This window comes from Fontisubflavum oceani (genome assembly GCF_030407165.1).
Taxonomy (GTDB): Bacteria; Pseudomonadota; Alphaproteobacteria; order Rhodobacterales; family Rhodobacteraceae; genus Rhodophyticola; species Rhodophyticola oceani.
Map to the genome: position 1 here is coordinate 2516506 of NZ_CP129111.1, position 12877 is coordinate 2529382.

The following is a 12877-nucleotide window of genomic DNA, read 5'->3' on the forward strand; positions in this document are numbered from 1 at the left end:
CGCCTTGCCGCGCTTGTCAAAGGTTCAAAATCCGCGCGTCTTTCTGCACCTGCACAATAGACCGTTATTTTTCAGGGGAATATGACAAGATGGATTGACTCAGGGCGTCGCTTGGCGGAGGGTGCAAGAAGCTCAAAGCGCTTTGAAGATGCTTTGACATGGAGGGATACCACGCGACCGCGACGGCGGCGCGACATTTGGGAGGTACCAATGAAACACTCACTTTACACCGGCGCGGCGATCCTGGCTTTGACTGCCGGGATGGCCCAGGCCGATGGCCATATGGTCTTCGCTCCGGGCGAGGGCGATTTCAACTGGGAGAGCTATGAGGCTTTCGCGGCGGCCCATGATCTGAGCGGCCAGACGTTGACCATGACCGGCCCTTGGACCGGGCTTGACGCTGAGCTGGTTGAAAGCGTCGCCGCCTATTTCGCCGAAGCCACCGGCGCCACCGTCCAATATTCCGGTTCCGATAGCTTCGAACAGGATATCGTGATCGCGGCGCAGGCCAATTCCGCCCCCAATATCGCGGTCTTCCCGCAGCCTGGCCTCGCCTCCGACATGGCCGCGCGCGGCTTCCTGACGCCGCTGGCCGATGGCACTGCCGATTGGGTCCGTGACAATTATGCTGCCGGGCAGTCCTGGGTCGATCTGGGCACCTATGCCGGGCCGGACGGCGCGGATGCGCTTTATGGCTTCTTCTATAAGGTCGATGTGAAATCGCTGGTCTGGTATTCACCGGAAGCCTTCGATGAGGCAGGCTATGACATCCCCGAAAGCATGGAAGAGCTGCGTGAACTGACCGACCAGATCGTGGCCGATGGCAGCACCCCGTGGTGCATTGGCTTGGGCTCTGGCGCGGCCACCGGCTGGCCCGCGACCGACTGGGTGGAAGACATGCTGCTCCGCACCCAAGCGCCCGAGGTCTATGATGCCTGGGTCGCCAATGAGATCCCATTCGATGATGAGCGGATCGTGGCGGCAATCGAAGAGTTCGGCAGCTTTGCCCGGAACGACGATTATGTCGTCGGCGGTGCGGCGGCCGTGGCCTCGACCGATTTCCGCGACAGCCCCGGCGGCCTCTTCTCCTTCCCGCCGGAATGCTACATGCACCGCCAGGCGTCGTTTATCCCGACCTTCTTCCCAGAAGACTCGGATAGCGCGTTCTTCTACTTCCCGGCCTATGCGGGCCAGGATCTGGGTAACCCGGTTCTGGGTGCGGGCACGTTGATGGCGATCACCAATGACTCGCCGGCGGCGCAGGCTTGGATCGAGTTCGTGCAGACCCCGATCGCCCATGAAGTCTGGATGGCGCAGCAGGGCTTCCTGACGCCCCATAACGGCGTGAACACCGATCTGTTCCCGACCGATAGCCAGCGCGCGATGAACGACATCCTGTTGAACGCGACGACCTTCCGCTTCGACGGGTCCGACCTGATGCCGGGTGAGATCGGCGCGGGCGCGTTCTGGACCGGCATGGTCGACTACACCACCGGCGCGGATGCGGCTGAGGTTGCCGCCGGTATTCAGGAGCGCTGGAACTCCATCCAGTAAAACCCTGAAGACGCAAAATACTCCCCGATCCGCACCGCGTGGGTCGGGGGCATAAAACACCCGAAAACGGGATTAGGGAGGATCTGCCCCATGTCACCACTCGTCCAAGGTGCCATCACCATCATCGTCGGTGTGGGCGGCTGTATCGGCTATTTCTACTTCGCCAATATGCTGCTCGACAAAGTGATCTTCCCGGCGCGCGGCAATGATGCGGGCCGCAATATCAACCGCGCCAATCAGGTCCGCCCCTGGCTGTTCCTCTTCCCGGCGATCTTCGCGCTTGGCCTCTACCTGGTTTATCCAGTTGTCGGCTCTTTCTTGCGCTCACTTTACAACCGGGCGGGCGACGAGTTCATCGGCTTCGGGAATTACGCCAATCTGATCGCCGATGAGGGCTTCCGCACGGCGTTTTTCAACAACTTCCTCTGGGTCCTTGTGGTGCCTGCGATGGCTACCTTCCTCGGCCTTTTGGTGGCGCAGCTGACCGACAGGCTTTCCTGGGGCAATATCGCCAAATCGCTGATCTTCATGCCGATGGCGATCTCTTTCGTCGGCGCCTCGCTGATCTGGAAATTCGTCTACGCCAATGACCCTGATATCGGGATCATCAACGCTGTGCGCGCTTCGATGGGGATGGAGAGCCTCGACCCGCTGCAAATCCCGTTCTGGAACAATTTCTTCCTGATGGTCATTCTGATCTGGATTCAAACCGGCTTTGCTATGGTGATCCTCTCGGCCGCGCTACGAGGTATCCCTGAGGAGACTGTCGAGGCCGCGATCATCGATGGGGCGAACCCGTTCCAGGTCTTCTTCAAGATCAAGGTGCCGCAGATCATGGGCACCATCGTGGTTGTCTGGACCACGATCACCATTCTGGTCCTGAAGGTCTTCGACATCGTCTACACCATGACCGGCGGCAATTTCGGCACCGATATTTTGCCCAGTTACATGATGAGCTTCATGTTCCGCGATGATGGCCGGGCGACCGCCGTGGCCTTCGTGATCATGCTGGTGGTTCTGCCGGTGATGATCTGGAACATCATCCAAGCTCGCAAAGAAATGCGCTGAGGGGGAGCGGAGATATGGATAGCATCGCTGGAACCAAATCCTCGCTCACCTGGGCCGTAAATATCTCGGTTGTTGTGCTGGTGGTCTTATGGCTGATCCCGACCATCGGGCTCTTGGTCTCGTCGTTCCGCGACCGGGATCAGATCTCGGCCTCGGCCTGGTGGGAGGCACCTCTGCCTGTGGAACAGGCCTATCGCCTGCGCGCCGAAGGGGAGGTTCGCCAAGATGGCGGGCTCTGGATCATCGAGGGCAATGTCTTCGACGCCTCCGAGATGGTCGAAACCTTCCCGGCGGGGTCGGAGCATCCGCCGGTTGCCGCCTTTGGCATCACCGGGCGGGAGCCCGGCGCCACGGCGGCAGGGCAGGAGGCCGAAAACCGCGATGGCGGCACGCTCGTTGTCAATGCGGACGGGTCTTATGTTTTCACCACCAATGAGGAACCGGGGGATCGCCCGCCAAGGATTTATGTGGTGGCTGAAACGCCGCCGGAATTCACCACGGAGAACTATAACACGGTGCTTGGCGGCGATGGTATGGGCCAGGCCTTCATCAATACACTCACGGTGACAATCCCGGCCACGGTGATCCCGATCTTGATCGCGGCCTTCGCGGCCTATGCCCTGGCTTGGATGGATTTCCCGGGCAGGGGGCTGTTGATCGCGGCGGTGGTAGGCCTCCTGGTGGTGCCCTTGCAACTGGCGCTTGTGCCACTCCTGAGCTTGCACCAGCAGGTCGGCATCGGGCAGAGCTTTGTGGGCATCTGGCTCGCCCATACGGGCTTTGGCCTGCCGCTCGCGATCTATCTGCTCCGAAATTACATGGTGGGCCTGCCGCGTGACATCATCGAAAGCGCCAAAGTCGACGGGGCGACGGATTTCCAGATCTTCACCAAGATCATTCTGCCGCTCTCATTCCCGGCGCTGGCCAGTTTCGCGATCTTCCAGTTCCTCTGGACCTGGAACGACCTGCTGGTGGCGAAAGTCTTCCTGCCGTCCTCCGATGAGAGCTGGGTGATGACGGTCCGGATCGCCGATGACCTTCTGGGCTCGCGCGGCGGCGATTGGGGCATCTTGGCCGCTGCCGCCTTCGTGTCGATCGCCGTGCCGCTGGTCGTCTTCTTCTCAATGCAACGTTACCTGGTGCGCGGTCTCCTGGCCGGCTCCGTAAAATAAGGTCGGACGAAACGAATGAACCTGATGCAGGACCTCGCGCCGGAAACCGTGCTGGCGCATGACAAAGACTGGTGGCGCGGGGCGGTGATCTATCAGATCTACCCCCGGAGCTTCCAGGACAGCAACCATGATGGGATCGGCGATCTGACCGGCATCATCCATCGGTTGCCGCATATTGCCGATCTGGGTGTCGATGCAATCTGGATCAGCCCGTTCTTCCGTTCGCCCATGCTCGATTTCGGCTATGACGTGAGCGATTACCGCGATGTGGACCCGATGTTCGGCTCGCTTGGCGATTTCGACGCTTTGATCGCGCGGGCCCATGAGTTGGGTCTGAAAGTGCTGATCGATCTCGTGCTCAGCCACACCTCGGATCACCACGCTTGGTTCCAGCAATCCCGCGCCTCCCGCGACAACCCGAAAGCCGATTGGTATGTCTGGGCTGAGGCCAAACCCGATGGCAGCCCGCCCAACAATTGGCTGTCGATCTTCGGCGGGTCGGCCTGGGAATGGGATGGGGAGCGGATGCAGTACTACCTGCACAACTTCCTGAAGCAGCAGCCCGACCTAAACCTGCACAACACCCAGGTGCAGCAGGAATTACTTGATGTCGCCCGCTTCTGGCTCGACCGCGGTGTCGATGGCTTCCGCCTTGATACGATCAATTTCTACTTCCACGACCCCGAGTTGCGCGACAACCCTGCGTTGGCACCCGAAGCCCGAAACGCCACGATTGCGCCTGAGGTGAACCCCTATAACTGGCAAGATCACCTCTATGACAAGAACCAGCCGGAGAACCTGGAGTTCTTGCGCCGGTTCCGCGCGCTCTTGGATGAATACCCTGCGGCCACCGCCGTGGGCGAGGTGGGCGATGGCCAATATGGGCTGCAGATTCAGGCCGATTACACCTCGGGCGGCGACAAGGTGCATATGTGCTATTCGTTCGAGTTCCTCTCCGGCATCGCGCCCACCGCCGAACGGGTCGGGCAGGTGATCACCGATTATGAAGAGACGATTGGCGATGGCTGGGCCTGTTGGGCCTTCTCGAACCACGATGTCGTGCGCCACCCCTCGCGCTGGAACCTGGGCGAAGAGGCGCGGCGTCTCTATGCCGGTCTGCTGCTTTGCCTGCGCGGGTCGGTCTGCCTGTATCAGGGCGAAGAGCTTGGCCTGACCGAGGCCTATGTCTCTTATGACGATCTGCAAGACCCCTATGGCATCCGCTTCTGGCCTAAATTCAAAGGCCGCGATGGCTGCCGGACGCCGATCCCCTGGGTCAGCGACAATCAAAATGGCGGTTTTTCCGATGCGAAGCCGTGGCTGCCGATGGCGGTGGAGCATCTCAACCGCTCCGTCGCCAATCAAGAGTCCGAGCCTGGCAGTACGCTGGCCTTCTACACCGCGATGATCCGCTTCCGCCGGTCTTATCCGGTTCTGGCCAAAGGCGATTTCCGGTTTGTGACCTCGGCGGATGGCATCGTGTCCTTTGTCCGCGCCTATGAGGGGACGGAGATTTTCTGCGCCTTCAACCTCACCAATACCTCACAGCGGATCAACCTACCGGCGGGCGACTGGCGCGAAGACAAAGGCGCGCCATTTGCCGCCGCATCCACCGATGACGGGGCGGTCACGCTGCCCCCATACCAAGCCTATTTCGGCGTTCAAGACAGCGCATCCTAAGCGCCGCAAAAGACAAAAGGGAGGAGACACCAATGGCCGAGCTCAAGATGACCGATGTCGCAAAGGCTTATGGCGACGTGCAGGTGCTCAGCAATATCAACCTGGAGATCGACACTGGCGAGCTGATCGTCTTTGTCGGCCCCTCCGGCTGCGGGAAATCCACGCTGCTGCGGATGGTGGCGGGGTTGGAAAAGATCACCGGCGGCGCATTGGAGATTGATGGCCAGGTGGTCAATGACGTGCCCCCGTCTGAGCGCGGCATTGCGATGGTGTTCCAATCCTACGCGCTCTATCCGCATATGACGGTGCGCGATAACATGGCCTTCGCCCTGAAAATCGCCGGTAAATCTAAGGCCGAGATCGACGAGGCGGTCGAGGCCGCCGCCGAGAAACTGCAACTGACCAACTTCCTCGACCGCTTGCCCAAAGCCCTCTCGGGCGGGCAGCGGCAGCGGGTCGCCATTGGCCGCTCGATCGTGCGCGACCCCAAGGTCTATCTCTTCGATGAGCCGCTCTCCAATCTCGACGCCGCGCTCCGCGTCGCGACCCGGATCGAGATTGCGCAACTCAAAGAGCAGATGCCCGACTCGACGATGATCTATGTGACCCATGACCAGGTGGAGGCGATGACGCTGGCCTCGCGGATCGTGGTTCTGGCCGGGGGCGGGATCGCGCAAGTGGGCAGCCCGCTTGACCTCTACGAGCGTCCCAACTCGAAATTCGTCGCGCAATTCATCGGCTCTCCGGCGATGAACCTGCTTGGGGGGAGATCGTTGGCACCGGTGAGACGACGACGCTGAAACTCAATGAGGGCGGCGGCACGATCACCTCTCATTACCCGTCCAAACCCGAAGATATGGGGGCGGTTGTTGAGGTTGGTATCCGGCCCGAGGATATGGTCGAAACGGACGCCGCTGATTTCGCCTATCAGGCCCGGGTGAATATCACCGAAGCCCTGGGCGAGGTCACGCTGCTCTATTTCGAAAAATCCGCGCCGGAGCATGACCCGGTGATCGGTAAGCTCGCAGGCATCCACAAAGACCTTCGCGGTCAGATGGTGAAGCTCACAGCCGCGCCCGAAAAGGTGCATGTCTTCAAAGACGGTGTGTCGCTGCTCTACCGGGATCAGGGCGTGTTTTTGCCGGGCGTGCAGCCACATTAAGCGCGGCGGGGGACGCCGCCTGCGATCAATTGACCGATCTGCTCATTTCTTGTAACTGAACACTCGTTCAATTCCTGGGAGGGCAGCGCCATGGACATCACCCAAAGCAAATCCATCGTCACCGGCGGAGCCTCGGGCCTGGGTGAGGCCTGCGTCCGGTATTTGGCCGGGCAGGGCGGGCACGTCACGATCTTCGACCTGGGCGCTGCGCGCGGCAAAGCCATCGCGGCGGAGCTGCCCGGTGTGACGTTTGTCGAAACCGACGTGACCTCGGAAGAGGGCGTGGCCAAGGCCGTTAAGGAGGCCAGCGCGGCCATGGGCGGCATCACCGCCGTGATCAACTGCGCCGGTATCGCAACGGGCGCGAAAACAGTGGGCCGCGACGGCGCACACCCCCTGGGGCAGTTTCAGAAAACCATCGACATCAATCTCGTCGGTGCGTTCAATGTCTTGCGGCTCGCCGGTGCCGAGATGGCCAAAAACACGCCGAATGCCGATGGCGAACGCGGGGTGATCGTCAATACCGCCTCGGTCGCCGCTTTCGACGGGCAAAAGGGCCAGGCCGCTTATGCAGCCTCCAAGGCGGGCGTCGCGGGCATGTCGCTGCCGATCGCGCGGGATCTGGCCTCGCTTGGCATCCGCTGCATGGCGATCGCACCGGGGATTTTCCGCACGCCGATGCTGGAGGGCCTGGGACAAGAGATCATGGATGGCCTTGCGGCGGATGTGATCTTCCCAAAACGCCTGGGGCAACCCGAAGAGTTCGCCCGGCTGGCCGGGTTCATCATGTCCTGCCCCTATCTGAACGGTGAGACGATCCGGCTTGACGGCGCGCTACGCATGCCCGCGTGAACTGGAGAACATCTCCTAAAGAAACCGCCGGATAGGTTACAAGAAATCCCGGATCGCCGGATTTTCGTAACCTATAGTCCAGGCTGCGGCGGAAAAACCCTCTGGCGCCGTTAGCGCTAACATGTTATGCAGCGCGCATCGGAACCCAGGAGCGAGTCATGCCGCTTGACGACCGCATTGCCCAGATCACAGACCGTATCGAAACCCGCTCGCGCGAGACCCGCAGGGCCTATCTTGAGCGGATGCGTCGCGCCGCCGAAGACGGCCCGCGCCGGGCGCATCTGAGCTGTGGCAACCAGGCCCATGCCTATGCTGCGATGGGCGATGACAAGGGCAGCTTGGTGGCGGAACGCGCGCCAAATCTGGGTATCGTGACCGCCTATAACGATATGCTCTCCGCCCACCAACCTTTTGAAACATATCCGGAAAAGATCAAGGCCGCGGCGCGAGCGGCGGGGGCCACGGCGCAGGTCGCGGGCGGTGTGCCCGCCATGTGCGATGGCGTGACCCAGGGCCAGGTTGGCATGGAGTTGAGCCTGTTTTCACGTGACGTGATCGCCCTGGCCACCGGTGTCGCGCTCAGCCACAACACCTTTGACGCGGCGGTCTATCTCGGTGTCTGCGACAAGATCGTCCCCGGCTTGGTGATCGCGGCGGCCACGTTCGGCTATCTTCCGGGTATCTTCATTCCCGCAGGCCCGATGGTCTCCGGCCTGCCCAATGATGAAAAGGCCAAGGTTCGACAACAGTTTGCCGCCGGTGAAGTCGGGCGCGAAACGCTGATGAAAGCCGAGATGGACAGCTATCATGGCCCCGGCACCTGTACCTTCTATGGCACGGCCAACTCCAACCAAATGTTGATGGAATTCATGGGGTTGCATCTTCCCGGCGCATCTTTCGTGAACCCCGGAACGCCGCTTCGCGAGGCGCTCACCGCCGCCGCCGCCGAACGCGCCGTCTCGATCACCGGGCTCGGCAATGACTATCGCCCGGTTTGTGACATCCTCGATGAAAAAGCCTTCGTGAACGGGATTGTCGGGCTGATGGCGACCGGCGGTTCGACCAATTTGGTGATCCATCTGGTCGCCATGGCGCGTGCGGCAGGGGTGATCCTCGACTGCACGGATTTCGCTGATATTTCGGCGGCGACGCCCCTGATGGCGCGGGTTTATCCAAACGGTTTGGCCGATGTGAACCATTTCCACGCGGCGGGCGGGCTTGGCTATATGATTGGTGAGCTGCTCGATGCGGGCCTCTTGCACCCCGACACCGAAACCGTCGCGGGCACCGGGCTTCGCCGCTACACCGAAGAGCCGAAACTGAAGGACGGCACCCTGACCTATGAAACAGGCGCGGGCGAGAGCCTGAACCCTAAAATCCTTCGCCCAGCCACCGATCCGTTTCAGGCCGCCGGCGGGTTGGCCGAGCTGCGCGGCAATCTCGGGCGTGGCATCATGAAGGTTTCTGCCGTCGCGCCGGAACGCCATGTGATCGAAGCACCGGCCATGGTTTTCGAAGGTCAGGTGGATGTGAAAAAAGCCTTCAAAAACAAGGAACTCAATCGCGACGTTGTGGTTGTCGTCCGGTTCCAAGGTCCAAAGGCCAATGGGATGCCCGAGTTGCATGCGCTGACGCCGATCCTCGCAGTGCTGCAAGATCGCGGCCACAAGGTCGCGCTGGTGACAGATGGCCGAATGTCGGGCGCGTCCGGCAAGGTGCCCTCCGCGATCCATGTCGCCCCGGAAGCGCTGGATGGCGGTCTCATTGGCAAATTGCAGACCGGTGATCTCCTCCGCGTCGACGCCACCAAAGGCACATTGGACGTCCTCACCCAAGGTGTCGCCGACCGCCCCGCCGCCACACCGGATCTCAGCGCCAACAGCCACGGGATTGGCCGCGAGATGTTCGAGATCTTTCGCCAAGCCGCAGGCTCCGCAACCGATGGCGCGGGCGTGGTGGTCTGATCTTCTCTGCTTTATAAATATCCCCGCCGGAGGCATCCGACCGATGCCGCGTGCCCGAGCCGAAAGGATGATCCATTGACTCCGCAACATGCGAGCAAGAAAGCCCGAGAAATCTGCGCTTTGGCCCCAATTGTCCCGGTGCTTGTTGTCGAAGACGCCGCGCAGGCAAGGCCCTTGGCCGAGGCGCTGGTTACCGGCGGTTTGCCCGCTCTGGAGGTCACCCTCCGCACCCCGGCAGCGCTGGAGGTGATTGCCGAGATGGCGCAAGTGCCCGGCGGTGTCGTCGGCGCGGGCACGCTTTTGACCCCTGCGGATGTGGCGGCGGCGAAAGAAGCGGGCGCGCAGTTCGGCGTTTCGCCCGGCGCGACGGATCAGCTCCTTGCAGCTTGTGAAGAGGCCGACTTGCCGCTTCTGCCAGGTGCTGCGACAGCCAGCGAAGTTATGGCGCTTTATGAACGCGGCTATGACATGTTAAAATTCTTCCCCGCGGAGGCGTCAGGCGGCGCGCCGGCGCTCAAGGCCATTGGCGCGCCGATCCCGCAGGTCAGCTTCTGTCCAACCGGCGGTGTGTCCCCCAGAAACGCCCAAGACTACCTCAGTTTACCTAATGTGATTTGCGCCGGAGGAAGCTGGGTCGCCCCAAAAGATGCGGTGACAAGGGGGATTGGGGCCAAATCACGTCACTTGCGCGTGAGGCCGCGGCCCTCGGCTGAGGTCAGCCGAAACCCCGCAAAACTGGCGGCGAAGCCTTGCCAGATTGGCGATTTTGCCGATCTGGTTCAAAAAGATGATCGAAATCTGCATCGCTTTTGGGCTGCTGCCCCCAAGTATCGCGCATCGCGCAAGACATAATGAAAAGGAGTCGCTCGATGCGTAAACGATCTCTTCTCGCTCTGCCCATGGCTGTGGCCGTGGTCGCCGGAACAGGCCCGGCCTTGGCAGGGAACCTGGAGGAACCGCAGCCGGAGCCGATGGTGGTGACCCAAGCTGCGCCGGTCTTCGCTGGAAATGACTGGACCGGGTTTTATGCCGGTGGTCAGCTTGGCTATGGCGATGTCGGCACCAGCGGCGCTGCAAACGTCGATGGAGACGGTGGCTTTGGCGGCTTGCATGCCGGCTATAACTGGGATTTCGGCAATACCGTGATCGGTGCCGAAGTTGATTATGATTTTACCGAGTTTGATTTGGACGCAGGCGCGGGCTCGATTGACGATGTCCTCCGCTTGAAACTGCGCGCCGGGTTCGATGCGGGCAATTGGCTCTACTATGGCACAGTCGGTGCGGCGCAGGCCAATGCCGAGATGGGCGGCGTCGATCGGGACGATACCGGCTGGCTGGCCGGTGCGGGCGTGGCCTATGACCTTGGCAACAACTGGTTGGTTGGTGGCGAGGTTCTCTACCATGAGTTCGAGGATTTCGACTCCACCGGCATCGACGTTGATGTGACCACGGTCAGCGCGCGTGTGTCGTATCGCTTCTGATCCAGTGTGATCCGAGAGCGGGCGTTGGGATGACCAGCGCCCGCTTTTCTATTTGGTCGGTGCGGTGAGCATCGCGGCCAATTTCCGGCCCCCAAACCCGTTCGCCAGAGGCGAAAAGTCACCGTCATCAAACATCGCGGTGGCGGCGTCGTAGATCGCCCGATGAGTGACACTGGCCAGCGCGGAGCCAAGCGAGATGCGCGCGACACCAGCGGCGGCAAACGCGGCCCGGCTGACCTTGGTGTAAGGGCCAGCGGCCAGGGCGTTTACCGGCGCAGGACTCGCGGCGCAGAGCCGGGCCAGGTCTTCCATGCTTGGCGGGATCGGCGTGTAGACACAATCGGCGCCCGCCTCGGCATAGGCCAGACATCGGCGCATCGCTTCGTCCATATCGTATTGGCCGGTGAGAACGCCATCGGCTCGGGCGCAGAGCACGATATCGCGCGGCGCGGCGCGGGCGGCGGCCACAGCGGCGCGAATCCGTGCGACGGCCTCATCAAACCGGTAAGGGCTTTGCTCGGGCAGGGCGGTGTCCTCGATCGACAGCCCGGCCAGCCCGGCCTCGACCGAGAGGCGCACCGTTTCCGCGCAATCTTCCGGTGCATCGCCAAACCCGTTTTCGAAATCACCGGAGACCGGCAAGGGCGTGGCCGCGACCAGATCGGCGGCATGGGCCAGCGCCTCATCACGGGTGACCGTGCCGCCGTCAGGGCGGCCAAGGGTGAAAGCATGAGCGGAGGAAGAGGTGCCGATCGCCTGCGCACCCAGACCCGCCAGCATCTTGGCGCTGCCTTGGTCCCAGGCATTGGCAAGGATGAAGGGATTGCCGGGCTGATGCAGGGCACGAAAGGCGGGGCCGGGGTCGTGACGGGTCATGAGGTCTCCTGTGGTGGGCGGGCATAACTGAGTTCGGTTTTCAGCAGTTGATCCTTGCGCCAAAGGCCGCCGCCATAACCGGTCAGCGCGCCACCTGCCCCGGTGATCCGGTGGCAGGGGACAAGGATCGCGATGGTGTTGGCACCATTGGCGCGGGCCACGGCGCGGACAGCTTCGGGGCGGTTGAGGATCGTCGCGAGGTCGCTATAGCTCCGCCGCGTCCCAGCCGGGATGGTTTGCAGCGCAGTCCAGACGTCTTGTTGAAACGGGGTGCCCGGTTGGCGCAGCGGAATGTCGAACCGCGCCTCTGTGCCGTCGAAGAAGCGTGTGAGCTGCGCCTCCATCCGGTCAATCACGTCATTCCGCCCGAGCGCCAGTTGGCCGTGGCTGTCTTTCAAAAGCCGTTGCAGCGACTTCGGCAGACCTTTGCGATCGATGAACTCGAGCAGATGTAAGGCGTGCTGACTGGCCACGGCAATCATTGGGCCAAGGGGCGTGGCAATCCAATCGGCGGTGAGGGGACCGCCGCTCCGCAATTGGCCCGGTGGCAGGCCGAGAAGCCGGGTCACGGCCTGGCGGAAGGCATCGGGCGAGTCGAACCCGGCGTCGAGTTGCGCGTCGATCACCCGCCCGCCTTCGGCCAGCGTGCTGAACCCGGCGGCCAAGCGGCGATGGCGCGCCATTTCCAGAAAACTCAGACCAAAGGCGCGCTTGAAGGCACGACGCAGGGTGGAGGGATCGACGCCCATCGCCTTGATATCCGCTTCCGACCAGCGATGCGTCGGGTTCGCTTCCAACGCGTCGATCAAACGCGCCACCATCGGTTCGGGATGCGCCAGCGGATTGCAGCGTTTGCAAGGCCGAAACCCGGCGCCGAGACAGGCGGCGGCGCTGTCGAAGAAGCGGCAATTCTCCCGCTTCGGCTTGCGGGCGGGGCAGGAGAGGCGGCAAAACACGCCGGTCGACCTGACACCCACAAAGATATGGCCGTCATAGGCCGGATTGCGCGCCAGCAGGGCCTCATACAGCGTGTCAGAATCAGGCGTGGTCATCAGCATGGCACCACCC

The 12877-nt window shown here is 62.0% G+C and carries 9 protein-coding genes and 2 pseudogenes; 9 read left to right on the forward strand and 2 right to left on the reverse strand.

Annotated elements, in window-relative coordinates:
- The first annotated feature begins 210 nt into the window (after positions 1-210).
- From QTA57_RS12885 to QTA57_RS12925, 9 genes and pseudogenes are all read left to right on the forward strand, one after another.
- On the forward strand, positions 211-1554 hold the full coding sequence (locus tag QTA57_RS12885; RefSeq protein WP_171559518.1) for an ABC transporter substrate-binding protein: 1344 nt from the start codon (positions 211-213) through the stop codon (positions 1552-1554).
- 90 nt (positions 1555-1644) lie between these two features.
- Positions 1645-2622: a carbohydrate ABC transporter permease gene (locus tag QTA57_RS12890; RefSeq protein WP_290151862.1), complete on the forward strand. Its 978-nt coding sequence runs from the start codon at positions 1645-1647 to the stop codon at positions 2620-2622.
- 14 nt (positions 2623-2636) lie between these two features.
- On the forward strand, positions 2637-3794 hold the full coding sequence (locus QTA57_RS12895; RefSeq protein WP_290151863.1) for a carbohydrate ABC transporter permease: 1158 nt from the start codon (positions 2637-2639) through the stop codon (positions 3792-3794).
- A 15-nt stretch (positions 3795-3809) separates the two neighbouring features.
- Entirely contained in the window at positions 3810-5474 is a 1665-nt protein-coding gene (locus tag QTA57_RS12900; RefSeq protein ID WP_290151864.1) for an alpha-glucosidase family protein, read from the forward strand.
- A 32-nt stretch (positions 5475-5506) separates the two neighbouring features.
- A pseudogene (locus QTA57_RS12905) lies at positions 5507-6636 on the forward strand (ABC transporter ATP-binding protein).
- 90 nt (positions 6637-6726) lie between these two features.
- Positions 6727-7488 (forward strand): SDR family NAD(P)-dependent oxidoreductase, encoded by a 762-nt coding sequence (locus tag QTA57_RS12910; protein WP_290151865.1) that lies wholly within the window; start codon positions 6727-6729, stop codon positions 7486-7488.
- A gap of 158 nt (positions 7489-7646) precedes the next feature.
- Complete coding sequence (gene edd, locus QTA57_RS12915) at positions 7647-9452, forward strand: phosphogluconate dehydratase (protein WP_290151866.1); 1806 nt, start codon at positions 7647-7649, stop codon at positions 9450-9452.
- Between the two features lie 75 nt (positions 9453-9527).
- Positions 9528-10165, forward strand: a pseudogene (locus QTA57_RS12920) (bifunctional 4-hydroxy-2-oxoglutarate aldolase/2-dehydro-3-deoxy-phosphogluconate aldolase).
- A 156-nt stretch (positions 10166-10321) separates the two neighbouring features.
- Positions 10322-10933 (forward strand): outer membrane protein, encoded by a 612-nt coding sequence (locus QTA57_RS12925; RefSeq protein ID WP_290151867.1) that lies wholly within the window; start codon positions 10322-10324, stop codon positions 10931-10933.
- A 48-nt stretch (positions 10934-10981) separates the two neighbouring features.
- On the opposite strand, the gene QTA57_RS12930 is transcribed toward QTA57_RS12925, so the two are convergent.
- Positions 10982-11809, reverse strand: a complete 828-nt coding sequence (locus QTA57_RS12930; protein WP_290151868.1) for an isocitrate lyase/PEP mutase family protein — start codon at positions 11807-11809, stop codon at positions 10982-10984.
- A complete protein-coding gene (locus QTA57_RS12935; protein ID WP_290151869.1) occupies positions 11806-12867 on the reverse strand; it encodes a bifunctional transcriptional activator/DNA repair enzyme AdaA in 1062 nt (353 codons plus the stop codon). The genes QTA57_RS12930 and QTA57_RS12935 overlap by 4 nt, the downstream gene beginning before the upstream one ends.
- Positions 12868-12877 lie beyond the last annotated feature (10 nt).

What these genes read in the sequence shown, in the direction of transcription:
- QTA57_RS12885 (WP_171559518.1), top strand. Translation starts at nt 211, where the DNA reads ATGAAACACTCACTTTACACCGGCGCGGCGATCCTGGCTTTGACTGCC.
- QTA57_RS12890 (WP_290151862.1), top strand. Translation starts at nt 1,645, where the DNA reads ATGTCACCACTCGTCCAAGGTGCCATCACCATCATCGTCGGTGTGGGC.
- QTA57_RS12895 (WP_290151863.1), top strand. Translation starts at nt 2,637, where the DNA reads ATGGATAGCATCGCTGGAACCAAATCCTCGCTCACCTGGGCCGTAAAT.
- QTA57_RS12900 (WP_290151864.1), top strand. Translation starts at nt 3,810, where the DNA reads ATGAACCTGATGCAGGACCTCGCGCCGGAAACCGTGCTGGCGCATGAC.
- QTA57_RS12910 (WP_290151865.1), top strand. Translation starts at nt 6,727, where the DNA reads ATGGACATCACCCAAAGCAAATCCATCGTCACCGGCGGAGCCTCGGGC.
- edd (WP_290151866.1), top strand. Translation starts at nt 7,647, where the DNA reads ATGCCGCTTGACGACCGCATTGCCCAGATCACAGACCGTATCGAAACC.
- QTA57_RS12925 (WP_290151867.1), top strand. Translation starts at nt 10,322, where the DNA reads ATGCGTAAACGATCTCTTCTCGCTCTGCCCATGGCTGTGGCCGTGGTC.
- QTA57_RS12930 (WP_290151868.1), bottom strand. Translation starts at nt 11,809, where the DNA reads ATGACCCGTCACGACCCCGGCCCCGCCTTTCGTGCCCTGCATCAGCCC.
- QTA57_RS12935 (WP_290151869.1), bottom strand. Translation starts at nt 12,867, where the DNA reads ATGCTGATGACCACGCCTGATTCTGACACGCTGTATGAGGCCCTGCTG.